Source organism: Alteromonas antoniana, from assembly GCF_019249295.1.
GTDB classification, from domain to species: domain Bacteria; phylum Pseudomonadota; class Gammaproteobacteria; order Enterobacterales; family Alteromonadaceae; genus Alteromonas; species Alteromonas antoniana.
This window is the reverse complement of sequence record NZ_JAESDH010000014.1, coordinates 65,240-91,056: the sequence shown is the minus strand read 5'-3', so window position 1 is coordinate 91,056 and position 25,817 is coordinate 65,240. Positions and strand designations below refer to the sequence as shown.

General features: G+C 49.3%; 19 protein-coding genes. 6 read left to right on the top strand and 13 right to left on the bottom strand.

The window, feature by feature from the left end; genetic code table 11:
• Positions 1 to 279 precede the first annotated feature (279 nt).
• The gene (locus JKP77_RS12925; protein ID WP_218311651.1) at positions 280 to 1,047 is read left to right on the top strand and encodes a PEP-CTERM sorting domain-containing protein; all 768 of its coding nucleotides are present in this window, start codon (positions 280 to 282) and stop codon (positions 1,045 to 1,047) included.
• A gap of 44 nt (positions 1,048 to 1,091) precedes the next feature.
• Here the strand turns inward: JKP77_RS12925 and epmA are convergent, their stop codons facing one another.
• Together epmA and efp are read right to left on the bottom strand one after the other, a co-directional pair.
• Positions 1,092 to 2,057, bottom strand: coding sequence for an elongation factor P--(R)-beta-lysine ligase (epmA, locus tag JKP77_RS12920; RefSeq protein WP_218311650.1), 966 nt, complete (start codon positions 2,055 to 2,057; stop codon positions 1,092 to 1,094).
• 37 nt (positions 2,058 to 2,094) lie between these two features.
• Complete coding sequence (efp, locus tag JKP77_RS12915) at positions 2,095 to 2,664, bottom strand: elongation factor P (RefSeq protein ID WP_218311649.1); 570 nt, start codon at positions 2,662 to 2,664, stop codon at positions 2,095 to 2,097.
• Between the two features lie 36 nt (positions 2,665 to 2,700).
• Here efp and epmB point away from each other — a divergent pair, with 36 nt between their 5' ends.
• Entirely contained in the window at positions 2,701 to 3,726 is a 1,026-nt protein-coding gene (gene epmB / locus JKP77_RS12910; RefSeq protein WP_218311648.1) for an EF-P beta-lysylation protein EpmB, read from the top strand.
• A gap of 1 nt (position 3,727) precedes the next feature.
• Here epmB and JKP77_RS12905 read toward each other — a convergent pair whose 3' ends face one another.
• Positions 3,728 to 3,919 carry a hypothetical protein gene (locus tag JKP77_RS12905; protein WP_218311647.1) on the bottom strand — a complete coding sequence of 64 codons (192 nt, stop codon included), beginning with the start codon at positions 3,917 to 3,919 and terminating at the stop codon, positions 3,728 to 3,730.
• Between the two features lie 119 nt (positions 3,920 to 4,038).
• Here JKP77_RS12905 and JKP77_RS12900 point away from each other — a divergent pair, with 119 nt between their 5' ends.
• Positions 4,039 to 4,353 carry a hypothetical protein gene (locus JKP77_RS12900; RefSeq protein ID WP_218311646.1) on the top strand — a complete coding sequence of 105 codons (315 nt, stop codon included), beginning with the start codon at positions 4,039 to 4,041 and terminating at the stop codon, positions 4,351 to 4,353.
• Positions 4,354 to 4,651: 298 nt separating this feature from the next.
• Here JKP77_RS12900 and JKP77_RS12895 read toward each other — a convergent pair whose 3' ends face one another.
• From JKP77_RS12895 to nudF, 9 genes are all read right to left on the bottom strand, one after another.
• Positions 4,652 to 5,929 (bottom strand): YfiM family lipoprotein, encoded by a 1,278-nt coding sequence (locus JKP77_RS12895; RefSeq protein ID WP_218311645.1) that lies wholly within the window; start codon positions 5,927 to 5,929, stop codon positions 4,652 to 4,654.
• A 124-nt stretch (positions 5,930 to 6,053) separates the two neighbouring features.
• Complete coding sequence (locus JKP77_RS12890; RefSeq protein ID WP_218311644.1) at positions 6,054 to 6,734, bottom strand: HAD family hydrolase; 681 nt, start codon at positions 6,732 to 6,734, stop codon at positions 6,054 to 6,056.
• A gap of 33 nt (positions 6,735 to 6,767) precedes the next feature.
• On the bottom strand, positions 6,768 to 8,276 hold the full coding sequence (locus tag JKP77_RS12885) for a GAF domain-containing protein (RefSeq protein ID WP_218311643.1): 1,509 nt from the start codon (positions 8,274 to 8,276) through the stop codon (positions 6,768 to 6,770).
• A complete protein-coding gene (locus JKP77_RS12880) occupies positions 8,273 to 12,817 on the bottom strand; it encodes an EAL domain-containing protein (RefSeq protein ID WP_218311642.1) in 4,545 nt (1,514 codons plus the stop codon). Before JKP77_RS12880 ends, JKP77_RS12885 begins: the two co-directional genes overlap by 4 nt.
• A gap of 459 nt (positions 12,818 to 13,276) precedes the next feature.
• Positions 13,277 to 15,169 (bottom strand): DNA topoisomerase IV subunit B, encoded by a 1,893-nt coding sequence (gene parE, locus JKP77_RS12875; RefSeq protein WP_218311641.1) that lies wholly within the window; start codon positions 15,167 to 15,169, stop codon positions 13,277 to 13,279.
• 221 nt (positions 15,170 to 15,390) lie between these two features.
• Positions 15,391 to 15,975 carry a YqiA/YcfP family alpha/beta fold hydrolase gene (locus JKP77_RS12870; protein ID WP_218311640.1) on the bottom strand — a complete coding sequence of 195 codons (585 nt, stop codon included), beginning with the start codon at positions 15,973 to 15,975 and terminating at the stop codon, positions 15,391 to 15,393.
• Positions 15,972 to 16,709, bottom strand: a complete 738-nt coding sequence (locus tag JKP77_RS12865) for a metallophosphoesterase family protein (RefSeq protein ID WP_218311639.1) — start codon at positions 16,707 to 16,709, stop codon at positions 15,972 to 15,974. Before JKP77_RS12865 ends, JKP77_RS12870 begins: the two co-directional genes overlap by 4 nt.
• A complete protein-coding gene (locus JKP77_RS12860) occupies positions 16,706 to 17,101 on the bottom strand; it encodes a DUF1249 domain-containing protein (RefSeq protein ID WP_218311693.1) in 396 nt (131 codons plus the stop codon). Before JKP77_RS12860 ends, JKP77_RS12865 begins: the two co-directional genes overlap by 4 nt.
• A gap of 38 nt (positions 17,102 to 17,139) precedes the next feature.
• Entirely contained in the window at positions 17,140 to 17,766 is a 627-nt protein-coding gene (gene nudF, locus JKP77_RS12855; RefSeq protein ID WP_218311638.1) for an ADP-ribose diphosphatase, read from the bottom strand.
• A gap of 277 nt (positions 17,767 to 18,043) precedes the next feature.
• Between nudF and tolC the strand changes: the two genes are divergently transcribed.
• On the top strand, positions 18,044 to 19,408 hold the full coding sequence (gene tolC / locus JKP77_RS12850) for an outer membrane channel protein TolC (RefSeq protein ID WP_218311637.1): 1,365 nt from the start codon (positions 18,044 to 18,046) through the stop codon (positions 19,406 to 19,408).
• Between the two features lie 592 nt (positions 19,409 to 20,000).
• Positions 20,001 to 20,822 carry an ion transporter gene (locus JKP77_RS12845; RefSeq protein ID WP_218311636.1) on the top strand — a complete coding sequence of 274 codons (822 nt, stop codon included), beginning with the start codon at positions 20,001 to 20,003 and terminating at the stop codon, positions 20,820 to 20,822.
• A gap of 249 nt (positions 20,823 to 21,071) precedes the next feature.
• Here the strand turns inward: JKP77_RS12845 and prsT are convergent, their stop codons facing one another.
• Entirely contained in the window at positions 21,072 to 23,843 is a 2,772-nt protein-coding gene (gene prsT / locus JKP77_RS12840; RefSeq protein ID WP_218311635.1) for an XrtA/PEP-CTERM system TPR-repeat protein PrsT, read from the bottom strand.
• Positions 23,844 to 24,000: 157 nt separating this feature from the next.
• Between prsT and JKP77_RS12835 the strand changes: the two genes are divergently transcribed.
• Positions 24,001 to 25,755 carry a DEAD/DEAH box helicase gene (locus tag JKP77_RS12835; protein ID WP_218311634.1) on the top strand — a complete coding sequence of 585 codons (1,755 nt, stop codon included), beginning with the start codon at positions 24,001 to 24,003 and terminating at the stop codon, positions 25,753 to 25,755.
• The last annotated feature ends 62 nt before the right edge of the window (positions 25,756 to 25,817 follow it).

Genomic DNA, 25,817 nt, shown 5'->3' with positions numbered 1-25,817 from the left:
TTTTAACCTTGCGCATTTCGATGTCAATGGTATTTTTCCGGATAACGGATGAACAGCAATGTTCTCCGACAAAACCAATATCGTGGTAAGTAAGTAGCGAAAATCGGAAGTGGCCTGGCAAAAGGGTACCAAGAAGACGGTTAACATAAAGTGTCAATTTTTTTTACAAATAAAACACAACACCTTCATATCAGTTTGTTTATGTTGAGGTTTTTTTGAGGTGTAAATCTTGCATAAACATCTTTGCTCAAAATTATATAAATACAATAAGGAAGAACAATGTTCAAAAGATTGAGTTTAGTTTTAGTCGCAGCACTTTCATTTTCCAGTCAAGCAGCTGTTGTCGCTTATAATGGATTAGGCACGGGTATTACAGGTACAACAGACCCGTCTGCACCTGTTGGAGATGGAGCCTGGTCAGCAGATACGTTTGGCGGAGCTGCTCCCTATTCAGAGTACTATTTCTACTTTGATTTTGACACATCAACCGCTGAGTATTTCTTAGGCAATTTAGAGTCCGTATCATTTAAAACGAAAAAGCCTACTAGCGGTGAACAAAACGACTTTTTTGTTCAGATTTACACAACACAGGATGGTATCAGTGATGGGTCTTGGTTTGGTCAGAGAGTGACTTTCGACCCTCGTTATGCTGCAAACATAAATGCTCCTGGCAATACCTGGAATACATGGAGTACTAACGGTACAGAAAATATTTTAGCTGTTTATGATTCCGCGAATGGTTTTTTTGGAGGTTATTCTGGTCCAACGCTAGCTCAACTTCTCGATCCTGCATACACGGATGATAATGTTTATAGTTCTAGTGATGTAGATTATGCTTCTGAACAAATTCTTGGCATTAAAATAGGTACTGGCAGCGGTTGGGCATCTTCCTTTGAAGGCTCAATTGACGATGTCGTATTTGATTTTGGCAACCAAGGGCTTCTTGCTTTTGACCTTGAGCCTGCTGAAGTTTCGGCTCCAGCGACACTTGGGCTATTTGGTTTAGGCCTACTATGTGCTCTTAGAACCAGAAAGAAAATCAAATAAATCAGCTAATGACGGGCTCGTAGGAATCGAGCCCGTCAGCTTGCTTACGCATTCGCTACAGGAAAACTGATGACATCGCTGATAGCGGTAGCGCCGGCTCTAAGCATCAACAGCCGGTCTATACCCAGCGCAACACCCGCACAATCTGGCAATCCGGCTTCCAGTGCATGCAAAAGGTGGGCGTCTACCGGCTTCTCAGGCAGCCCCATCGACAATCGCTCAAGATTGTCGGCCTCAAACCGTTTACGCTGCTCGCTGGCATCTTGTAATTCATAGAAGCCGTTAGCTAGTTCAATTCCTTTGAAATACACCTCAAATCGGTCTGCAGTGCGTGGATCGTGAGTATTTACTTTTGCCAGTGCGGCTTGTGATGCAGGAAACCCATATACCATTACCGGGCGCTCTGCGCCGATTTTGGGCTCTATCACCAGGCTGAAAATAAGCTGTAACAGGCTATCTGTATTCAGCGTTTGTGGTTCAGAAATATCAATGCCATGGTGCGTCAGCGCTGACACCAGTTCCGACTGAGATGCTGTCAAAGGGTCAATGTCGGTATGAGTAAGAAACGCCCGCTGATAGCTGAGCTTGTCAGCAGGCTCACAGGCGAGCGTCGCGACAAGCAATGCATCCACTTCGTCCATCAGCTTCTCATGGGTAAAGCCGGGCCGATACCACTCCAGCATGGTGAATTCGGGGTTGTGGTAGCGACCCTGTCCTTCGTGGCGAAAAGCTTTGCAAATTTGGTAAATCGGCCCGCTCTGTGCACACAGTAACCGCTTCATCGCATATTCCGGCGAGGTTTGTAACCACAATGTCTGCGGCTTCCCCGAAGTAGCGTGAACAAACTGCGTGTGGAAGGCGTCCAGATGCACATCGGTCACCGTTGCCGATGACAACAAAGGGGTATCCACTTCCAGCACCTGCCGGTCTTCAAAAAACGTACGAATGGTTTTTAATAAGGACGCACGGTCGACGCGTGCCTGATGGGTAGTGGTAGGTTGCCAGGACATAAAAAAGGCGTGCACCCGAACAGGTGCACGACATCACTTATTTTTGTACGCGTGAGACGTATTCGCCAGAGCGGGTATCCACTTTGATCACTTCGCCGGTCTGTACGAAAAGCGGGACGCGAACTACAGCGCCAGTGCTTAACGTTGCAGGCTTACCGCCAGTTCCGGCTGTATCCCCTTTCAGGCCAGGATCCGTTTCTGTGATTTCCAGCTCAACAAAGTTTGGTGGTGTTACCGTAATAGGAGAGCCGTTCCACAGTGTGATCGTGCACACATCGTTTTCCACCAGCCATTTGATCGCATCGCCTACCGCTTTTTCGTCAGCGGCGATTTGTTCGAATGTTTCATTATTCATAAAGTGGTAGAATTCGCCGTCGGTGTACAGGTAGGCAAGCTCGGTGTCCATGACATCCGCGCCTTCTACGCTTTCACCAGAGCGGAACGTTTTTTCAAGCACTTTGCCTGAAATCAGTTTGCGAATTTTAACCCGGTTGAACGCCTGACCCTTGCCAGGTTTTACGTATTCATTTTCCAGAATGTTACACGGTTCGCCATCCAGCATGATTTTCAGGCCGCCTTTGAACTCGTTAGTGCTGTAATTAGCCATATATCCTCTGATAAAACATAAGGTGCAAAATACAAAGTGGCGCAAATAATACCTAAAAAAGCGATTGCTGTAGAGCATAACTGGCAAAAAGAGTTAGCTTTTAGTTTTACTAACCCGGAAGAGTTGCTCAGCTATCTGCAATTGCCTGTGAACGCCTATCAGGAGGATAGCAAAGCGAGGCGTTTATTTCCCATGCGTGTACCTCGTCACTTCGCAGCCTTGATGGAGAAAGGCAACCCGGATGATCCGCTGTTCAGGCAGGTCATGCCGCTAAAGGACGAGTTCGTTGTTACGCCGGGGTTCAGTGAAGATCCGCTGGAAGAGCACGACACCGCCGCCCGTGGCTTACTGCATAAATATGAATCTCGCGCGCTGCTCATTGTGCGCGGCGGTTGTGCGGTAAATTGTCGGTATTGCTTTCGCCGCCACTTCCCTTACGCCGACAACAGCATCAGCAAAAGTCAGTGGGAAGATACCCTGCACTACCTGCGACGCCACGATGAAATCAACGAGGTGATTTTTTCCGGCGGCGATCCGCTGATGGCAAAAGACACACAGCTGAAGTGGCTGGCAGAAGAAATCGCCGACATCCCGCACATCAAGCGATTACGCATTCATACCCGATTGCCGGTCGTGCTGCCAGCGCGTATCGATGAGGATTTTACCGCCTGGTTTACGAACCTCCCGCTGCAGCGCATTATGGTACTGCATATTAACCACGCCAATGAAGTCAGCGAGCCACTACGTGATCGACTGCGTTCATTACAGCAAGCCGGTATCACCCTGTTGAATCAGGCTGTGTTACTTAAGGGGATCAACGATACGGCTGACGCGCAGGTAGCGTTAAGTGAAGCGGTATTTGAAGCGGGAATATTACCCTATTATCTGCACGTCCTGGACAAGGTGCAGGGTGCGGGGCATTTTTATGTAACAGATGAGCTGGCCACTGGGTTAATGGCCGAAGTAATAAGACGTTTGCCAGGGTTTCTGGTGCCGAAACTCGTCAGAGAGATCGGCGGCCAGCCTGGCAAAACGCCAATAGACTTACGTCTGCACCCGTAACTTACGCGTAGGTATTAATGTTGGCGCCTACCGCAGGGTTTGCCGAAGTGCTTTTTGGTACGTCAGCGGCTGATTCCAGCAGCTGAAGCGTCGCTTGTCCCTCTTGTTTTTGCTGGTTTTTAGCCAATTTAAGAGAAGCCAACTCAAGTGACGCACCGGACGTTCCAGAGGTGTTAGCACCTTGTAGATCCATACCAGTTTCCTTTGTTGCTTGTCGCAAAGTTAAAAAGTAGGCAGAATTGCCCACCTCAACTGTTATCGACAGGCACTTAACAACCTTTAGATCTTTTTTTCACTTTTTTCAGGAATCACATGCAAGAAATTCATCAGCAGCTTCAGGACACCATTCAAACCCTGTATCGTAAGTCAATCGACGCAGACCAGGCATTGGATCGCCTGCAGCAGGACAAAAAGGGCAAGTTTGCTGCCATTTTCCCTGCCGAAGCCGGTTTTGATACCGAAGCCAAACGATTCGGCCCCTATGTTGAAGAGGTCACACGTGACTGGCAGGCGCTTAAAGACATGAATGATGACGAGGCGAAAGCGGCTTTGCCGGCACTGGTGAAAAAAATTGAAATGATGCTGACAACGCTGGCGCACTTCCAGGCCACATTAACGAAGGGATAGCGGCAGCCCAGTCTGACTCTGACGTTTACGTTGACCCGCCTCCAGGGTCTGCTGGCCCTTAACTTACGAATTCTGTGCAACCCAGGCAAATGTTCAGCAAGGCACGGGGAGTGTGATTTAGCCCGACTGAAAGAATAACGAGCATTGCTGTGCAAAATGCGCTTATGAAGCGCACGCCGGGCAGCATATGTTTGCAGTCTAAGCTCTGCTTATGTGCAGTAACTATAAAGCATGGACGCTTCCCTGCCTGCACCGAAGCAGTTCGCTGCAAAAATGGACATATAAAGGTCAGTAGCCCCTATTCAGCATAAAGTGCAATCGTCTTCAGACGCTGTTTTATTTCACTGACTTCTGAGAGGTATTTCTCGCTGTCTACCTGCCCGTAAATCGCTTCGAATTTTTGCTTACTGAGCCCTTCGGGAAGCCCCTCAACAGGCGGCATAAACAAACCTTCATCACTGACTGAACCAATTAGTTTCTGCACTTCTACCGCTTTGTCAGGATCGGTAGCCACGCTGGCAAACTCGACGCCAGCCATATCTGCAGCAAGATCGACAAAACTATACCCACTGCCGCCCATAGCCCTGTCCATAAGTTCTTTGAACTCACCGATAGCCAGCGACACGCCCTGTTCTGACAACAGTTTTAGCGCGGCAGAAATGATAAAATGTCGGGCCAGGTCTTCGCGGCCGCGAAGCAGTGCGGGTTTGGCTGGCTTCAGCGCGCGCTCGGCGTCGGGTTGAATATCGCCAACAAAATTTGCAATGCGATGATGCCCAACAAAGACCGCTAGCGCGAGAATCGCCGCCTTGTTGTGTAGCGGTGCAGTTTCCGGCGTACTGCGCTGACCGGCCCGGGCTAACGTGAGTTGCATATAATCGGCCAGAGAATGAGACTGGGAATCAATCGACAGATCCTGCCAGGAAATATAGCGCAGGTAATACGCGGTAAGGTCGCGTAATTCGGTATCCTGTTCAACCGTCAGTCCGTTTTTCACTTCATTGAGGCGTTTCAATAAGCCATCCAATGGTGCCAGGCTAACTGTGACATCGTCATGCGTCATCGACACGCTTTCTACCTGGGTACGCGCATAGGTTGCGATATCACTTTGCGTCCATGTGTTGACCAGCCACTCAGTAATGCTGAAGGCCAGCGAACCAGGCACAGTCAGGTCGCCCAGACGCACCTCATCGATAATCAGTCTGTCACCGGGCACTACCTCAATACTGACATTGAGAAACCCATTCCCGCCGGTATAAGGCAGCGCCAGTGTCAGGTAAACGGCGCTGACTTCAGGTGTAAGGTTCACTTGTCCGCGAAAGTCAGAAGAGGCTCGCTGCACAAAACCAACCAGAGAATCAAACTGCGATTCGGTAATGGTCAACTGCTGACTTTGGTGCCGGTCTTTCAGACTACGTTCCAGCTGCGCCAGTAATCCATTTACCGTGTCTGCGTTATTTACTTGCTCCGGGGCAGAGGCATTTACCAGAGGCTCGTTTTCTACAATAAGGACAATCGCTGTTACCGACAGCAAAAATAGCAACGCCATAACTGCAAGCAGCGTGCGAAAAATCATTGAAAGCGTATCCGGAAGTCAGGGGAATAAAGGGTATTTTTTGTCATGAGCGTAAAATTTGCAACGGCAACGTCGTGGCTATAGACCTGATTAGCGTTTAAAAGTTTGAATTTTCTTAAAATGGTTAGTGCGAGATGATCTCTGCTTCAACCCATTCCTGAAGTGACGAATACTGCGAGCTTGCGGTGCGAAAATCGTGCTTTTCCGAATGTGAAGTCGGTATCACTACACAACGCATTCCCGCATTGATGGCTGCCTCGAGACCATGCTGTGTGTCCTCCACTGCGATACACTGCTCGCTCGTCATGTTGAGGTGTGCAGCAGCCTTGAGGTAACAGTCTGGCGCAGGTTTACTGTGCTCGACATCTTCTGCCGCGACTACGGTTTTTATATACTGAGCAAGCTCATAGGTTTCCAGCGTGCGTTTCACTGACAGGCCGCTGCCACCGGTGACAATCCCCAGTGTATAACCGGCTTCAGCGCAGGCCTTAACTGTCTCTTTTGCAAAAGGCATCAACGGGAACGCCTGCGACTGCAAAAACAATCTGGTTTTTTCATGCTTGGCATCGGCGAGCACCTGTGGCTCGACCTTCATGCCGAAGTGTCTGACCACATCTTTCGCGTTCTGGTTCACCGGGATCCCGGCCATTTCTGCAGAGTAAAAATTTTCGCTCAATGTGATGTCGTAGGGGGCAAGCACCTCCTGCCACAGCCGGTAATGTGTTGCTTCAGAATCGATGAGGGTACCATCATGATCAAACAAAATAACGGTGGTTGCGGAGGTAACTGTTTTTGTTAAAGCCATAGCATTCCCTGACGTGTTGTGTACTTCACCCTACTAGCCGTTCCGGCGTATATGATTGAAAAATCGCATCAGGCCTACCCGCGCTTTTTTCGCAAACAGAACGTCTGATTTAGACCACGGTAACGACGCTTCGCCTTTTACTTCTGTCCACTTTTCAAATGACTGACGAGGAGACAGTGCGCCGGTTTCATTCACCTGTGCCTTCGACTTGTCCGGGTTGCCAGCCCATTCAACTAGTTGCTTTTCCGGACCGCGAAAAATGTAAAGCCGGGTGTTTTCGCGTGAATGGTCCAGCTTTATCACCAACGCGCCCCTGACATCTGCCTCTTCGACACTTTCCAGACCAGGCAGTGCCCGTACGTTGGTCGCACTGAGGATATAATCAGAGGTGTCCTGGCGAAAGTGCTTATCAATGCTGTTCAGTAGCGAAATATCTGTGTCATCCGTTGAACAGGTCCAGCTTCCATTCATGACCACCGCTGAAAAGCTGCCGTTGCAGGTGTCTGTCGTTTCATTTAACAGCAGATTCAGCGCTTCGTCAGAGCCCTCAAGCAGCGACATTTGTGCCGTGATGCTGCTGATTTTGTCATCGATAGTGGATAGCAGTGATAAGCGCTGTCGCGACAGATAAGTGGCATAGATGGAACAAAAATGTTTTACCAGTTGTTCAGACTGGTAACGGCTTTGTGCATCGACATATAAATGTGACGGATGATGACACGACACTATGCCCCACAGGTTACCTGAAAGGATAATCGGGATAGAAAACGACGTCGTAATTCCCATATTTCTGAGATACTGGGCATGCACAGGAGACACACTGCGTAAATCAGACCAGGTCAGGTCTGGCGGAGCGTCAGAATCTGCTATCAGATCAACAGGTGGCTGGTCAACGTGATCTATCAGTCGCGATGGGTTTTCAAAGTACATCTTGCGGGCGATTTGTGGAATATCTGACGCAGGAAACTTCAGCCCCAGATACTGAATATCGTTCTCTCGGGCCTGTTCGGCAATAACCTCGCCTGTCCAGTCTTCTTCAAACCGATAAAGCAACAAGCGATGGAAAGGTAACACGGAGGCAATGGCGGCCAGCAATTGATTCCAGTAATCTTTAGCCCCCCACTCGTTATTTGCCGGCGGATAGAGCATTGCTCTCAGTTCAGATAATGACCAGTGACTACCATCCTCGTTGACCGGCTCGACTTCCACAATAAACGTATTGTCACCACGTAATACCCGAAGGTTGACGACCCTGCCATCCAGCTGATGGTCAAACCGGCAAACACGATCTCCCTCACTCTTCCCGATTTCGGTGCAAAGTACGTCATCAAACCAGGACTGTCCGGTCAATGACTGGCCGATCAACGTGGCGGCCTCAATACCCAGAATATCCTCGGTATTGACGCTGGCATAGCGGATCTCCTGCAACTCACTGTCTACTACCAGAAGCGCCCCAAAGCTTTGAATTTGCCCGCTTAAATGCAGCTGTTCCTTTTCACAGTTAGCAACAACGTCATCGATGCTTAGCTGAGCGTCGCTCATGTCGATGAGTTGCGCGATTCTTTAATCAACGTCATAAACGCATCCGGTGTCATGGGTTCATTAAAATAATAACCTTGAGCAATTTCACACTCTGAGTCTTTTAATACGACGAACTGGTTTTCTTCCTCGACCCCTTCGGCCACGACTTTCAATCCCATCGCCGCTCCCATTTTAATGAAGGCCTGAGTCAAAACCCGGCTGTCATCGTCATCAGCAATGTGCTTTATAAAATCACGATCAATCTTTATTTCACTTATACGAAGCTTGCGTAAATAGATCAGGGAGGACTGATTTAAGGCGAAGTCATCAACACTAAGTGCAATGCCCATCTCGGAAAGCGCCTCTAACGTTCCTTTGATTTTATCCATACGGTGCAGCAAGGCATTTTCGGCGATTTCCAATTTGATGGCACTGGCAGGCACCTTATGCTCTCTGAGCATATCGCCAACCTCTGTCGCAAATTCGGGCTTTTTCAGTTGCTTCGTGGAAATATTGACTGCTATCTGCGGCAACTTCACCCCGCACTTTTCCTGGTGTGCAGCAATCTGCACCACCTTCTCTAACGCCAGCATACCCACACTGTCGATAAGCTTACTTTTCTCGGCAATATCAATCATCTCTGATGCCGGTAGCGATTTCAGTATGTCATCATCACTTCTCAGTAACGCTTCAGCTCCTACGATAACCCCGGTGAGCACCTCAACCTGAGGCTGCAATACCACCTCAAAGCTATCATTGGACAGGGCGTCGCGAATAGCCCGCTCAACCTTAAGTCGCCTGTCTGCGTCTTCTTTCATCTGCTGAGTAAAGTACTGATACTGATTGCGGCCTTTCTGCTTGGCAATGTACATCGCTTCGTCTGCATGCTTCAGCAAAGCCTGATGTTTTTCACCATCATTGGGATAAACGCTGATACCGACGCTGGCAGAAATCCGCAATTCATGGTCGTGAATATCAAACGGTTTATCGATCAGGTCGATGATGCGTTTTGCCACATCGTCTACTTCGCTCAAGTCGTTCGCCGGTATCAGTGCCACAAATTCGTCGCCGCCTAACCGGGCCAGCATATCTGTATCGCGAGTACAGGATTGCAAACGCCGGGTAACCTGCTTTAGCAAGCCATCGCCAACGTTGTGTCCAAGGTTATCGTTCACCTGCTTGAAATCATCCAGGTCGATAAACATCACGCCACATAATGTGCCGGTTCTGCTCGCATTACTGATCATAAAGTCCAGACGCTCAGTCATGACCGTGCGATTAGGTAGCTTCGTTAACTCATCATGCGTGGCCAGAAATTCAATTTTTTTCTGCACCCCCTTAATTTCGTTAACATCGCTGTAAGTGGCCACATAATTCTGATGTTCGCCGTTGGCATCGCGCACTTTATTGATCGTCACCCACATCGGAATTTCCTGACCATTTTTGTGCTGATTAATGATTTCGCCCTGCCAATACCCTTTTTCGTCAAGCGTATCGAGCATGTTCTGATAAAACTCATCGGTATGCTGACCCGATGCCAGCAAAGAGGGCTTTTTACCAATGATGTCGCTTAGTGAGTATCCGGTGAATTCGGCAAACGCATCGTTACTGGTGATAATTGTTTCGTCTTTATCTGTGATCAGAATGGCCTCGCCAACCCGATCAAAAAGTTTACCGGCCAGCTTTAACTGCTCGTTAGCGTGTCGGTTCTTTGTGATATCCGTAGCCTGTGTACAGATTGACTTGATAGTTCCCTCAGCGTCGAAGATGGGGAAGCGGACGCTTTCAAGGACAATGCGGCCCCGACCTAAGTCAAACTCATCCACTGTTTTGACAGGTGTCAGCGTTCGCATGGTATCGAGATCTTTTTCGCGAAAGCTGATAGCCACGTCGCGCTCGAATAACTGCAAATCGGTTTTACCTAACACGTCTTTGGCTTCAACGCCGAAAATGTCTTCAAAACGGGCGTTCACGAACTCGTAGCGCCCGGAATTGTCTTTTAGCGCCACTACCGCCAGCGAGTTATTCATTATTGATAACAGTTGCTCCTGACTTTTTTCAATGCGCTCGTGCGCCATAACCAGTTCAGAATTATCAATGATAACCAATATGGCACCGGTTATGCGATGACGATTATTAAACACCGGCGTAATGAATACATTGTAAGTCTCTGAGGACGTGGGTTTTATGACAATGTTGGTCTTTGCTCCAGTCTGCAGCGTGTTGCCGATGCGCCGTCCAATATCCTCAAAATAATCGGGCAGATTTAAATCCCCGAACATACGCTGATACGAGCCATTATTCAGATGGAAGCGTCGATTTGCCGCATCATTCGTTCGGTTCAGGCGTAGATCGGTGTCAAATACCAGGATGGGGAAATCCAGCGTGTTATAGACACTTTCGAGCTCATTATTAATCGCCGCCAGTTCTGACGACTTTTTCATACTCTCTTCGTTTACGCTGATGAGTTCTTCATTGGTCGCCTGAAGCTCTTCGTTTGTGGCCTCAAGCTCTTCGTTATTCGCCTGCAGCTCTTCGTTTGCGGCCTGAACCTCTTCATTCAGCGCCTGCATCTCCTCAGCTGACGCTGCCATTTCTTCGGTCAGCGTTTGTAGCTGCTCTCTTGCCGCGATCAGCTCGGCCACATCCGCATTGTCAATATCGTAATCGCTGTTGTCTTCCACCGGTGTGGCGGATTCGGCCTCCCTGAAATTGATCAGGTAGTGCTCTGCGTCCCGCTTTTCCAGTGGGATCACCGCCAGCTTCCAGGGACGATCGTGATCCGCCTCGACTTTTCGGCTGCGACTGACAGCGATATCCCCGGTGCGCTTTGCTTTGTTCATGGCAGAAATCAGTTCTGCGGAGAACTCCGGGGTAATCAGCTTGGACAGATTTAGCTCTGGCACGCCGGACGGGAAATTAATGAATGGCTTTAACCTTCCATGAGAGTGAAGCACCGAAAACCGTGAATTAATCAGAATGGACGGCCCAAACTCCTCCAGCACCCCATTAGTAAAGATGCGTTCGTAGCTATTACTTACCGCTTCTTTCATTCGGGGGGCGGGCATGCTGCTTTTCAGCATCTTAGGGACAACAGGTGGCTTAGTATTTTCGCTTACCTTAAAGATACGGCTGCGCCTGTCCAGAGGCACAAAAAACTCTTCCTTCAGGCCGATAGACTCGGATTTTCCCAGGAACAGTACGCCATCATCGACTAACGAATATCGGAACAACGACAACACCCGGTGTTGCAGTTCGTTGTTAAAGTAAATCAGCACGTTACGGAACGACACCATATCCACATGTAAAAAGGGTGGATCGCGAGTGATATCCTGACGCGAAAAGGTGATGGCATCGCGTAGCTTTTTATTCGGATAATACGCATCATTCGTCAGCTTAAAATACTTATCGACCAGATCCGTATCCAGACTGTTTACGGCATGCGGGCTGTAAGCCCCTTTACGGGCGACGGCTAAGGCGTGATCGTCAATATCAGTAGCAAAGATCTGAAGCTTGCATGACTTGCCCTGCGACTCGATTTCTTCCAGAAACAAAATTCCAATCGAATACGCTTCTTCACCAGTGGCGCACCCTGCCACCCACACCCGAACATTGTCCGACTCGCCTTTACGCTCAATAATGTCGGAGATGTAACCTCTGATTGCTTTGAATGCGTGTTTATCGCGGAAAAAGTCTGTCACTGAAATAAGCAGCTCTTTCGCCAGCGCGGTCACTTCTTCAGGATGTTGATCCAGATAAGTCAGGTATTCAGTCAGACTACTCTTTTGAGTTGCGATCAGCCGCCGGTTAACCCGCCGCAATAGCGTAGACTGCTTATAAAAACTAAAATCAATTTTTGTCGCTTCACGAATTTTGTTGTAAAGCGCTGACATCAATTCGGCTCTGGCCTCTTCTGAAGGTGGAAAGAAACTGCGCGCAAAGTTCTGCGAAATATGTGCAATTTCCTGACCGATATCTTCAGGTTCAAGGATTTTATCTACATCTACCGTTTCCAGTGCGGACTGCGGCATGCCGTCATATTTACTGGACCGGGGATCCTGTACCAGCGCAAAACCGCCAACACTCTTTATTGCCTTCAGACCACGTGAGCCGTCGTTGCCCGTTCCGGAGAGCACCACCCCTATTGCATGATCACCCAACTCATCGGCCAGACTTTCGAACAGCAGGTTCACTGCCGGTTTGGGCGCGATTTCAGCGGGCTCTTTCTCAAGATGCAAGGTACCGTTACGGAAGAGGATATGGCGGCCGGGCGGACCCACGTAAACCGTATTTTTTTCTACCACCATGCCGTGACTGATTTCTTTTACCGGAAACGTTGTTTCACGGGAGAGGATATCCGCCATCTGACTTTTGTGGCTGGGTGAAAGATGCTGTGCAACAATTAATGACGCATTGAGATCATCGGGGAGCCCTGAAACCAGCCCAATCAGCGCCTCAATACCACCAGCAGAAGAGCCCACGCCTACGACAAATGGTGCTTTCTGTGAGTGCTTTTCTGCTTTTTCGGTGTCCTTTTCCATCTTGTCAGATTGACCTTTCACTTATTCTTAAAATTCTTCGGTTAATTCATCTTAGACTTAAGTCTAAAACGAGACGGTAGCACAATTTTTTACGCCGTGACATTAAACAATTGCTCACAAAACAGACAGCACTTTATACCTCTTTAAGTAAGTGAATCTCATGCTGTCAGGCACTATCAGAGGTTTCGTGTTTTTATGCTTTAAAACTTGTTACCGTTATAACGAAATACCTTTGAGAAACGACCAGGAGGTAAAAAATCGGTCTACACATTCCAAAAGGGATCCCGCATGAAAATGAAGGTTTTTTCATATCAAACGGTTTAGCGCGTTATCGTGGCAATTGCACAGCCTGGAGAAGGTGTACGGTGTCAATACATTCGCCGCCACGATAACTCATCAGATTCCGTTAGCTTACTATTGAGAGTCGCCTCGTGGCAGGCAAGACATACCACGAAGAGACATAGCTGAACGAAAACAAGCTTATACGACTTCCGCCATATTGCCTTTGCTTTCCAGCCAGGTTTTTCTGTCGCCAGAGCGTTTTTTTGCCAGTAGCATGTCCATCAGCTCCAGCATATCCTCAGCGTCATCACAGGTAAGCTGCACCAGTCGGCGGGTATTCGGATCCATTGTCGTTTCACGCAACTGGATCGGGTTCATTTCGCCCAGACCTTTAAACCGCTGAACATTCACTTTACCGCGCTTTTTCTCCGCTTCAATGCGGTCCAGAATTCCCTGTTTTTCTCCCTCATCGAGGGCGTAAAACACTTCCTTGCCGACATCAATTCTGAACAGCGGCGGCATCGCAACATACACGTGGCCATTATCGACCAGCGTTCGGAAATGTTTAACGAAAAGCGCACATAGCAATGTTGCGATGTGAAGCCCGTCCGAGTCAGCATCAGCAAGAATACAGATCTTGCCGTAGCGCAGACCACTAAGATCTGTTGAATCCGGGTCAATGCCCAGCGCCACAGAAATATCGTGTATTTCCTGTGAGCCAAGCACCTGCGAAGAATCCACTTCCCAGCTGTTAAGGATTTTTCCTCGCAGCGGCATGATCGCCTGATATTCACGGTCGCGTGCCTGTTTAGCCGACCCGCCAGCAGAATCCCCTTCCACCAGGAACAGCTCTGACATTGAGATATCCTGAGATGAACAATCTGTCAGTTTGCCCGGTAATGCGGGTCCCTGCGTGACCTTTTTGCGCGCCACCTTCTTATTCTGACGCAAGCGGCGCTGTGCGTTACTAATACACATTTCCGCGAGCGCCTCGGCAATATCAGTGTGCTGGTTGAGCCACAGACTGAATGCATCTTTTACCACACCGGAAACAAACGCCGATGCCTGACGAGAAGATAAACGCTCTTTGGTCTGGCCTGCAAACTGCGGATCCTGCATTTTCGTTGAGAGAATGTAGGCACAGCGGTCCCAGATATCATCAGGCGATAATTTCACACCGCGTGGCATCAGATTACGAAACTCACAAAACTCGCGCATCGACTCCAGCAGCCCCTGCCGCAATCCGTTTACGTGCGTTCCGCCCTGTGCTGTCGGGATAAGGTTCACATAGCTTTCAGTAACCAGTTCACCGCCCTCAGGCAGCCACATTACCGCCCAGTCGGCAGCTTCATGGTTACCGCTGAAAGTACCAACAAACGGATCATCCTGAGGCACAGTTTCATATTGCTCAACGGCCTGGTACAGGTAATCGCGCAGCCCATCCTCGAAATACCATTCATCGGTTTCTTTGGCAATTTTGTTGTCAAAGCGAATACGAAGGCCCGGACAAAGCACCGCTTTGGCTCGCAGGTTATGCTTTAGTCGCGTGACAGAGAACTTTGCCGAGTCGAAATACTGCGGGTCAGGCCAAAAATGTACCCGTGTACCGGTATTGCGTTTACCGCAGGTATCGATTACCTGCAGCTCTTCAATTTTATCTCCGCTGGCAAAGACAATCTGGTACACATTACTGTCGCGACGAATTGTCACCTCAACACGATTCGACAACGCATTGACTACCGAAATCCCCACGCCGTGAAGACCACCGGAAAACTCGTAATTTTTGTTGGAGAATTTACCGCCCGCATGAAGCTTGCTCATGATCAGTTCCACACCGGATATTTTCTCTTCCGGGTGAATATCTACCGGCATTCCCCGACCATCGTCGATAACTTCCAGCGACTGGTCTTCATGCAATATGACTTTGATATTCGTAGCATGACCAGCCAGCGCTTCATCTACGGAGTTATCAATGACTTCCTGCCCAAGGTGATTCGGGCGAGTGGTATCGGTATACATGCCAGGACGACGTTTGACAGGCTCCAGGCCGTTTAACACCTCAATGGCATCAGAATTATATTGATTAGACATAGTTATCGTTATGGTTGCGCGCAGTTAGAGGTCATTTCTTTGATGATGTTATCAGGGGTTTGGTATACCGGCAATGCCCCACTGTGTTCTATCGTAAACCAGACCGCCGGCCTGTTGAGATACGCTGACGTAGCCAGCAAAAACAGGCTGACGCCTCCATCCAGACGCTCCCGGTCAGATTGCGCTTACGCCTTCTGACGACGGCATCAGACAATCCGCACTCACGTCTCCAGCAAAAACGAGGCAACGGCAGGCAGATGCGTTTCATAGGTAGTAAAGCTGTGATCGCCGCCCTCTTCCACCACCAACGCACTGGCCTTATATTTCTGTTTTGCTTCGCGATAGTCCAGTGTTTCATCGCCGGTTTGCAGCATCACATGATAGCTCTCTGGCTGACGGATTTCGGCTGAATCAAGATCACGCAGAAACTGCATGTCATCGGCCACCAGTTCAAACTCTTCGCCGCTATACGGATTTACATGTTTACCCAGAAAGTCTTTAAGCAATTCATAGGGTGCAACCGCAGGGTTCACCAACACCGCTTTTCCACCAAAGGATTCAACCAGCCAGGTGGCCAGAAAGCCGCCCATCGAGCTGCCAATCACTTTCAAACCACCCTCTCTGATAGCGGGCTGTGTATCCAGCAAATCGAGCAACTGTGCTTTCACTTTAGCCGGATAATTTGAGAGCTGCGGGGTATGCAGTGTGACATCCGGGCGATGCTTTTCAAACCAGGCTTTGGTCGCCTGTGCTTTTACGGATTGTGGCGAACTAAGAAAGCCATGAAGGTACAGCACATGTGTCAAGGGAGTCTCCTGATTGTTGTCGTCCAGTTTCCATCATCCCCCAGCAATAACTCGCGGTATCCGGGTTGTGTGTCGGCTACCCCGAAGTCCGGCTGCATTGCCCATTGCCAGCACGTCGATGGCACCGATATCACTGTACAGTCAGAAAGCGGATAATGGTCTTGCGCGTGAATATGTCCGTGTATCGCTGCACGCAGCCCGGACTGCCGGGCAATCCACTTCGCTACGTCGTCAGCGTTAGTCAGATAATGCTTGTCCATCCAGCTGTCAGAAGGCCGGATATGATGATGCAAGGCAAGCAAATGGTGATGTTGCGGATTTGCTTGCATCACTTTGGCTACTGCGTCCAGTTCGGACACGCTGGCATGCCCCAACGTGCCTTTAAAACGTGTATCTATACCGTGAATCTGCCAGTTGCCCAGGCTGACCGGACTGCCGGCGCGCAGCTGCTTGTGACCCAGCAAGGATTCAAACGAGGGATTTCCGTCATGGTTTCCGGGTATCACATACCAGGGCGTGTCACCCAGAGCGTCGGTGAGTAATCTCAGAAATAAGCGGTAACTTTGTACAGAATCATCGCCGCTGATGTCGCCTGTGACTATCAGCATATCCGGTGACGCTTGCATCAGATTCGATAATACCGCTTGCAGCGATGCTGCAGGATTGATGTTGTAAGCATATCGTGAAGGATCGCCAAGCAAGTGACAATCGCTTATCTGTATAAGACGCTTCACGCTTCCGTCATCACCTGCGGCTTTTGCTTAAGACAAAAATCCAGCCATTCAGCCAGAAAAACATTAACCATATGCTTTTCATTGCGCTGACGCATCTTACTGTTTGGATAGGAATATGACGGCTTGAATGCGCCTGTATTCTGACTGCTTATCACTTCTGCCATTCTGGCGTCATGATACAAACGTACCGTCATGGCTGGCTTAAGATACGCGGGCCCTGCAGCATGACGCTGCTCTATCGTTAAGGTGCTGGTGTAGCGCGCAGAGTCAGTGATGGTTATGGCATAGCACAACGATTTACCCACGCGAAACTGATAGCACAGCTCTTCGGTATCGCAGTCAGGCAGAATCCGCATAAAATGCGTATAATTCAGCTCACCGAGCGCTTGCATGGTGGGTAAATGGGGGACGTACTTGCGCGTTGATTGAGTCACTGTGACTGCCACTGCTCCATAAGTTCGGATTTATGTAAGAAAAACCATTGTAGCGCAATTATCGACGCTGCGTTGTCAATATGGCCGTTTTTCAGCCATTCAAGGGCAGTTTTTTCTGCAACGCGGTGAACGCGAATATCCTCTGACTCTTCCTCAAGTCCGTGGATCCCTTCAGCCGTTGAAGCATCGGTCTGAGCCACAAAAATGTGTAAACGCTCGGTTGTGCCCCCTGGGCTTGACAGATAACTACAGGCAGGAGTCAGGTGCTGTAAGGCAATTCCGGCTTCTTCCATCGCCTCACGGTGACACACTGATTCGGTCGTCTCCCCTTTATCAATGATACCGGCGATAATTTCTATCAGCCATGGGCTTGAAGATGTTGCCAGCGCCCCAATTCTTACCTGCTCGATTAACACAAACTCCTGGCGCTCGGGATCATAGGGTAAGACACCCACTGCATGGCCACGTTCAAAAATCTCGCGTTTTACGTCGCCACTCCAGCCGCCAGCGAAAAGTTTGTGGCGAAAGGTATACTGCTGCATTTTAAAAAAGCCACTATATACCGGAGTAACATCAGTTATTTCCACATCATTTGAGGTAAATGCGGGGATTTCTTTGCTCATTAGCAGTCACTTTTGCCTGTAAAAGATTTATGATGCATAGTACAGATTGGAAAGCCCGTTGTGAATGCGTGCCCTGCGCTCCAAGCTTTTCATTCTGGATAAATCAAGAAGCCCATCCAGGTGCATTTTTGAATCAAAACCGGTGTGGAAACATATTCTGTTACAGTTGAACAAAGACTGTTACCACTCTAGGCTGTTGGTTTGCCGTTGATTTTCATACACTTTCAACCATTAGCAGTCCCAGGGACTAAAATTTTACAAACAGGAAGGCGCAAGCATGAAACGAACTCTACTGTCGCTGATGATTGGCATGGGAATCACCTCATCCGCATTAGCCGATGATTTACTCCAGGTTTACCAACAGGCCCTGGCCAATGATCCGCTGGTAAACCAGGCGAAAGCACAACGCGATGCCGCCTATGAAGGTATTTCTATTAGCCGTGCGAACCTGTTACCCCAGATTTCAGGCTCAGTCGGCTACACAATGGGTAGCTCAGAGCGTACCGACTTTGCCCAAAATGATGACGGCACGCTGGCTATCAACATCATTGATTCAGATACCGAGACATTGTCTTACGGGCTCAATCTGGATATGTCTTTATACGACCATGCGAACTGGGTTGGACTGGATCGCGCCGAGAAAGTCGCTCAGCAAAGCGATGCTCAGTATGCTGCCACCATGCAACAGTTGATTGTCCGCGTCGTCACAGCCTACTTTGATGTGTTGCGTGCACGCGATAACGTAGACTTTGTTCGTGCAGAAAAACGCGCTATTGAACGCCAGCTTGAACAAACCCGTCAGCGTTTTGAAGTGGGCTTAACGGCTATCACTGACGTTCACGAAGCGCAGGCGAATTTCGATAACACCGTCGCTCAGGAAATTCAGGCTGAGAATCAGCTTGAGTCGGCACTGGAAGCGATGCGCGTGATTACCGGTAAGTACCATGACCGTCTTTACGGCCTGGACACCAGCACCTTCTCAGCATCGGTACCTACCCCCAATGCCGTAGAATCCTGGCTGGAAACCGCACAGGATAAGAACCTGGCACTGTTAGTTGATAAACTGGCGGTAGATATTGCGAAAGAAGACATTTCGTCAGCCCGCGCAGGTCACCTGCCAACACTGGGGTTAAATGCTTCAGCCGGCAGAACCAAAAGTGACTTTGAGAGTCAGGGCCGTGACATCTCGCTTCCTTCTCTGGATGACTACAGCGTTGGCGTACAGTTAAGTGTACCTATTTTCCAGGGCCTGCGTGTAAGCGCCCAGACCGATCAGGCACGTTACCAGTACGTAGCGGCAAGCCAGCAGGCTGAGCAGACCTACCGTGAAACCGTGCAGTCAGTGCGCAGCTCTTACAATGATGTGAAAGCCGCAATCTCTACGATCCGGGCGCTGGAACAAGCTGTAGTATCTGCAGAAAGTGCATTAAAAGCCACAGAAGCCGGCTTTGATGTTGGTACCCGTACTATCGTAGATGTTCTGGACAGCACACGTAACCTATTCGATGCACGCCGGAATCTTGCCGGTGCACGCTACGACTTCATCCAGTCTGTTGTTGGCCTGAAAGAGGCTGCAGGAACACTGACTAACGAAGACATTGAGCAAATCAACCGCGGACTGGAGCCGGTCTCAGCGGAATAATATTATGCTGGAGAGACTGCATAAGTCTCTCCGTTTTTTCACTTAGTTCACGTCACCTCACACCAGTTTATGCGTCCCTGCCCGGGAACAACGTCTTACTTGCCAGGTGACAACAAACGCCGTCGCACTCTCACTGACAGTACAGTTCACTACCATCGTAAAATGCTGTGCGATACTAATCTGATGAAAAAATATCTTACCCTGTGTATTAGGCCATTTTGGGTAAAGGTGATGATACCGAGCACGCCATTTTCGTTCGAATTTTAACGTTACGAGAGAGAATGTATTGTCGGTGTTGCCAGAACTTCGCATTTCAACTGTTGAGCGTTATCGCGGGTAAGATTACAATCCTTCCGGGAAGAGATGAATACGTCTTTGGCTGCGCTGGCACACAGCAAAGTCGCTTTGGACTTGTTCGCATCCCCCCTGATAATCGGGCGAGGTGAAACCTCATCCCTTACGTAGTTTATGTTTTTCGTCCATGAAACGGTCTCTGTTTGCTCTTTATGATAATGCAGCCAGCAAGCAGGTGGTTTCGAAACCGATAAACCATCCTATCAACCCCAGCGATTCCCAGGTGGAAAAATAAGAAATGCAAGCCTCTGTTCTTCAAGCAAAATTTGAACGTATTCGAGCGAACAAATTATTCGAGACGTTTGTTATCGTCGTCATTATTGCGTCTGCATTACTGGTTGGCGCTAAGACCTACGATATGCCTGCCGGTGTCGCCACCGTCACGTTGTTTCTCGACTGGTTTATCAGCGCATTTTTTCTCACCGAAATTACCATTCGCTTCCTCGGCGAGAAGCGTAAGCGCAATTTCTTCAAGAGTTTCTGGAATTGGTTCGACACCGTCATTGTTATTGTCTCGCTCATTCCTGCGGACGATACCGAGCTGGCGCTGGTAGCACGCCTGGTCAGAGTATTTCGCGTCCTGAGGATGATATCTATCATCCCGGAGCTGCGGCTGTTGCTGGTGTCGCTGGTAAAGGCGCTGCCACAGCTTGGCTACGTTATGCTGCTGATGTTCATTATTTTCTATATTTACGCAGCGATAGGCAGCACCTTGTTTGAAAATATCAACCCGACGCTGTGGGGTGACATCACCATCTCATTGCTAACCTTGTTCCGAGTTATGACATTTGAAGACTGGACTGATGTTATGTATGAAACGATGGAAGTCTATCCGTTGAGCCCCTTCTTCTATATCAGCTTTATTTTCTTAACCGCATTTGCCTTTTTAAATATGGTTATTGGTATTGTGGTCAATGTCATGGAGCAGGAAAACGAGAAGCTCAGAAAAGAAGAGGCGGAAGAAAATAACGAGCCTACATTACAGGATGTCATGGAGGAGTTGCGGGTTATGCGACGTGAATTGCATACCATCAAGCAAGGCGGGAAAGAGAACGAGTAAGAAAAAAGGGAGTTATCAACTCCCTTTCTCTAATTATTTCATCCTTAAGTATACCGGCAGCGCGTCCTGACGACTAAGAACACCCAGGTGGACGGCTAAAATTGCCGGGATATCTGCCTGATACCTAAAGACCACGACATACTACCTGCCCAAATTGGCATCCTACCGTATCACCTGACAAAGAATACGTGCCTCATCTGTCAGGGCCATGGTTCGCTACGCACGTGGCCCTAACCTGACTGAAGCGGATCAGAGCCCGAACGTCTGCTTCATCTCTTCCAGACGTGAGATTGCTGCCTGCGACGTTAATGTACGGTCTTCCAGCTTGCGTTTCGCCAGCGCAGTCTTATCCGTCAACAGCAGTGCCTCGACGTAATTAAGAAAAACATCATCAGAGCGAATACGCTCATTGGCAATCCCTTCATACAGCGACAATGCTTTTTGTGTTTTCCCGAGGCTCATTTCGATTTGCGCAAGCGTGTCCACGATGTCCGGATTTCTGGGCTGCTGCTCAACAGCACGGGCTGCCAGCGGTTCAGCTTTTTCCAGATTACCTTCTTCAAAGTAGATATACGCAAGATTATTCAAAACCACGTAGTTATCCGGCACAAGTTCCAGCACATGCTCGTAAGCCAGCTTCGCTTTATTCCTGTCGTGGGGAATAAGACGCTCGGCATACAGCATATACACGCGGATGTCCTGCGGTTCGGCGTTAGCATGCAGTTGTAAAAACTCCAACGCCTCCTCACCCTGCCCCGCAAGCTCGTGAGCAGTGCCCAGTAACAGAGCGTTTTGCTCGTTTGGTTTCGCCTCATAGGCTGCTTGTATATGCGGAATGGCTTCCGCAGGTTTATTTTCCAGTACCAATACTCGACCGAGAATGCCGCGTACAAACGGCAGTGACTTCACATTGTCAGGCAACGGTTCAATAATGTTCCGGGCTTTCTGCGGCTCTCTGTTCATGGCGTGAAAATAAGCCTTCAACACCCGAATTTGCGAATCGGGACGTTTGTTCAGAAACGCCTCGGTTAGTGAAATCGCATCAGCAAACTTATTCTGAACATCCAGGATGAGAAGCATCCCCAATGCGGCGTTTTTGTCCTGCGGGTAAAGCTCCAGCCATTGGCTGAAATGCGCAGTTGCCTCTTTTACATCATTACTTTTCACCAAAGCCTGACCTTTAAGGTTCCAGTACGTCATTGGTGTATTTTTATCTGGCTTCACTTCGCTTAAGGTTGCCAGTGCGCTGTCCAGCTTGTCGTTTGCAAAATACATCCGCGACAATAGTATGCGCATTGCCAGGTTACCAGGGCGGGCTTTCAACCGCTGTTCAACGTGACGCACCACAGACTCTCCGCCGTTCTCCTTTTTAATGGAGTACAGCAGCGTGATGGCTTCCACGTTGTCAGGTGTGTCTTCAATAAGCGCATTGAGCACGCTAACTGCATTTTCCTGATTATCGTTGGCCAGCGCATACCGCGCCTCCAGCATCCTCACTGTTGGTGCGCTTGCGTCGACACTTTTGGCTTGTGAAAGGTAGCTTTGTGACTGCTCAAGGTTACCCTCAAGCAAGCTGATATCGGCAAGGTAAACATAGGGAAGCACGGTTTCTGGCTTGGCTTCCCTGATTTGCTCCGCCAGTGCACGGGCTTTCTCCAGCTCGCCGGTGGCAATATAGGCTGTCATCAGTGTGCGCTGAGTAGCGACGGATTCCGGCGCTTTTTCTACTGCCGCTTCCAGATTCACCAACCCACTTACGTTATTTAACGATAACTGCAATATGCCCAGACGCGCTAAATCGTCAGACGTTGTGCTGACCGTCTCAGTACGGTCGACCATTTTCTGCGCATCGACGATATTGCCTTCTCGAAGCAGTTGGAAGCCGGCTTTAGAGAACAATGCTGCGTCTTCCTGCATGCCACCCTCAACGCGGTCCAGTATGGCGGTAGCATCTTCACTCTCTCCTTGCTGGAGCAGGCTGTCAGCAAGCATTCTCAGCCCCGGATGATTGTCCGGCAGTTGCGATGCAATCATCGTCAGGTGGCGGCTGGCGGCATCAAAGTCCTGCATTTGATAGGCGCTGAATCCGGCGATGAGACGTACAACCGGATCGTTACGACCGTTCTGAATCGCTTTTTCCAGGCGCATCAGCGCGGTTTCGTAATCGCCCTCAGAAGAAGCGATAATGCCTTTGTACTGATTCAGTAGTCCGTGATCGTCATTAATTTTCAGCAGTTCATCTACGTGAGGCTTCGCGGCGTCGAGCTGTCTAAGCTCAATCAATAATGAAATCAGTGCAAAGCGGCTGGTGATATCAGACGGATAACGGTCGATATAGGCCTGATAAACCTCAACCGCTTCTTCGGGTTGCTGAAGTATCAGATAAAGTCTCGACAGCTGCATCAGCACATCTTTGTTCGACGGGGCCTGCTCTCGTAACGCCTGAGTTTGGGTCAGGGCGGTTTCATAATCTTTCTGGATAATGGATGAATAGGTGTCAATAAGACCTTTATACACCGAGGCCGTATCCAGCCCAGACAGCTCTTCCAGTAAGGCTTCAGCTTCTTCGTTTTTTTCCAGCTGCATCAGTGCCTGAAGTTTATAAAATCCCACTTCGGCTTTTTCAACCGCGGAAAGCCCGGCGGTTTTATGATCAACATCAGCAAGGGCATTTTCCGCGCCGGTTCGCTGGTAGGCCTGAGACAGCAACGGAATAACGTCTGACGCCGGCTGCCCAAGATCCATCGCCCGGTTCAGCTCCTTTTCTGCACCGGCATAATCGCCCTGTGTCAGATAAAGCTTACCCAGCTCAAATCGTGGCTGCGCAGCCTTAGGGTCAAGCTGAATGGCATTTTTATATTCGATGACGGCAGCCTGAGTATCTTCAGCGTCGATATGGGCTTTGGCTGCCTGAAGGTGTTCTTCCACCGTTTTTTCGCTGCAACCGGTAAGGCCAGTGATTACGCATGCGGCCAGTGTTGCCGAGAGCAAAGACCGTCTCATGAAGCCTGTTTTATTCATCCTGTACACCTACTAATAATTATAATTCTTGTTCCCTTTGGAGAGAGTATGCAACATTGCATGGCAACTCGTCCGTTATTCTAATATAATACAGGTTTTGCAACCTTTGCCGGCAAGTCATCCCGACGCAGCGCCCGCCTTAGCACCAGGACCCTTAATGACCACTACTGTCGAATTGACATTTAGCGACCTCAACCTACCTGAACCCATCTTACAAGCCTTAGAGAAAGTTGGCTACGAGAAACCCTCCCCAATTCAGGCAGAAAGCATTCCGTTGCTACTGCAGGGTCATGATCTGCTGGGTCAGGCACAAACCGGTACCGGCAAAACAGCCGCTTTTGCCTTGCCAATGCTGGCAAATATTGATGCCGACGAAAAAAGCCCGCAACTTCTTGTTTTAGCTCCAACCCGTGAACTGGCGATTCAGGTCGCCGAAGCGTTCCAGGTATACGCCAGTTTCAGCAAGAAAATTAAAGTATTGCCCGTGTATGGTGGCCAGTCATATGACAACCAAATTCGCCAGTTAAAGCGCGGTGTCCAGGTTGTTGTCGGCACACCTGGTCGTATTATCGACCACATAAAACGTAAAACGCTGGATTTAAGCGGCCTTAAGTTTCTGGTACTCGACGAAGCGGATGAGATGCTTCGAATGGGCTTTATTGATGACGTGGAACTGATCTTAAGCCACGCACCGGCTGAACGTCAGACTGCGCTTTTCTCTGCGACCATGCCCGGACCGATTAAGAAAATCACGCAGCGTTATTTAAAAGATCCCAAGCACGTAAAAATTGCGTCTAAAGTCAGCACGGCAAGCACCATTCGCCAGCGTTTCTGTCAGGTTGCCCAGCACCACAAACTGGAAGCACTTACCCGCATCATGGAAGTGGAACCGTTTGACGGCATGATCATCTTTGTGCGCACCAAAACGGCGACCGTTGAGCTGGCTGAAAAGCTGGCCGCACGTGGTTTTGATGTTGAACCTCTGAACGGGGATATTCCGCAGTCTGCGCGTGAGCGTACCGTAGATAAACTGAAGCAGGGCAAAATCGATATTCTGGTTGCCACCGATGTTGTAGCCCGCGGCCTGGATGTTGAGCGCGTTAGTCACGTGATTAACTTCGATATTCCATACGATACCGAGTCTTATGTTCACCGTATCGGCCGGACCGGTCGTGCAGGAAGAAGCGGCGACGCGATTCTGTTTATCTCACACCGCGAAAAACGTTTGCTTTTTGCTATTGAGAAAACCACACGTCAGACTATCGAGCAGATGCCGATCCCGTCTATCAGCGAGCTAAATGAAACCCGTCTGACGCGATTCAAACAATCTGTACTGGAAGCCACCAAAGACGACAACCTCGAATCACTGATGCCAATTGTGGACATGATTCAAAGTGAGTCTGAAGCGTCACCGGAAGTACTGATTGCCGCCCTGATTAAAGTTGCACAGGGTGATGAACCTCTGTTGCTTAAAGAAGGCGACAGACCGGACCTAAACAGCAAGCCACCACGCGATAAAGAGCGTGGCAGTCAGGGACGTGACCGTGGCGAACGCGGCGACCGTAAAGGTAAGGGCCCGCGCACGCAGCGCCGTCCTGAAGAAGGTATGCAACGCTACCGTATCGAGGTAGGTCATGCGCATGGTGCGAAACCAGGTAACATTGTTGGCGCCATTGCTAACGAGGCAAATATCAGTTCAAAGAACATTGGTGCTATCGAAATTTACGATAATTTCAGTACCGTCGATTTACCTGCCGGTATGCCAGGTGAAACACGCGACCTGTTAACCGGCACCCGCGTTGCCGGTCAGCGTCTGAACATTCGTGAATGGTCAGACACGCCGCCGAAACGCCGCGACAGCCGGGACGGAAGTCGAGACGGAAATAAGGGCGCGCGTAAGAAACGCTCATAACAACGACTCCGCCGTCTCGTTATAACTTTTTAAAATAACTTGGCGCGATAAATTGTTTTTTA

Bases quoted from the DNA above. Each gene is read 5' to 3' on its own strand.
- parE (WP_218311641.1), bottom strand. From the start codon at position 15,169: ATGTCTAATCAATATAATTCTGATGCCATTGAGGTGTTAAACGGCCTG.
- JKP77_RS12895 (WP_218311645.1), bottom strand. From the start codon at position 5,929: ATGATTTTTCGCACGCTGCTTGCAGTTATGGCGTTGCTATTTTTGCTG.
- epmA (WP_218311650.1), bottom strand. From the start codon at position 2,057: ATGTCCTGGCAACCTACCACTACCCATCAGGCACGCGTCGACCGTGCG.
- efp (WP_218311649.1), bottom strand. From the start codon at position 2,664: ATGGCTAATTACAGCACTAACGAGTTCAAAGGCGGCCTGAAAATCATG.
- JKP77_RS12890 (WP_218311644.1), bottom strand. From the start codon at position 6,734: ATGGCTTTAACAAAAACAGTTACCTCCGCAACCACCGTTATTTTGTTT.
- JKP77_RS12845 (WP_218311636.1), top strand. From the start codon at position 20,001: ATGCAAGCCTCTGTTCTTCAAGCAAAATTTGAACGTATTCGAGCGAAC.
- prsT (WP_218311635.1), bottom strand. From the start codon at position 23,843: ATGAATAAAACAGGCTTCATGAGACGGTCTTTGCTCTCGGCAACACTG.
- JKP77_RS12885 (WP_218311643.1), bottom strand. From the start codon at position 8,276: ATGAGCGACGCTCAGCTAAGCATCGATGACGTTGTTGCTAACTGTGAA.
- JKP77_RS12925 (WP_218311651.1), top strand. From the start codon at position 280: ATGTTCAAAAGATTGAGTTTAGTTTTAGTCGCAGCACTTTCATTTTCC.
- JKP77_RS12905 (WP_218311647.1), bottom strand. From the start codon at position 3,919: ATGGATCTACAAGGTGCTAACACCTCTGGAACGTCCGGTGCGTCACTT.
- JKP77_RS12860 (WP_218311693.1), bottom strand. From the start codon at position 17,101: ATGCAAGCGCTCGGTGAGCTGAATTATACGCATTTTATGCGGATTCTG.
- JKP77_RS12900 (WP_218311646.1), top strand. From the start codon at position 4,039: ATGCAAGAAATTCATCAGCAGCTTCAGGACACCATTCAAACCCTGTAT.
- nudF (WP_218311638.1), bottom strand. From the start codon at position 17,766: ATGAGCAAAGAAATCCCCGCATTTACCTCAAATGATGTGGAAATAACT.
- JKP77_RS12835 (WP_218311634.1), top strand. From the start codon at position 24,001: ATGACCACTACTGTCGAATTGACATTTAGCGACCTCAACCTACCTGAA.
- tolC (WP_218311637.1), top strand. From the start codon at position 18,044: ATGAAACGAACTCTACTGTCGCTGATGATTGGCATGGGAATCACCTCA.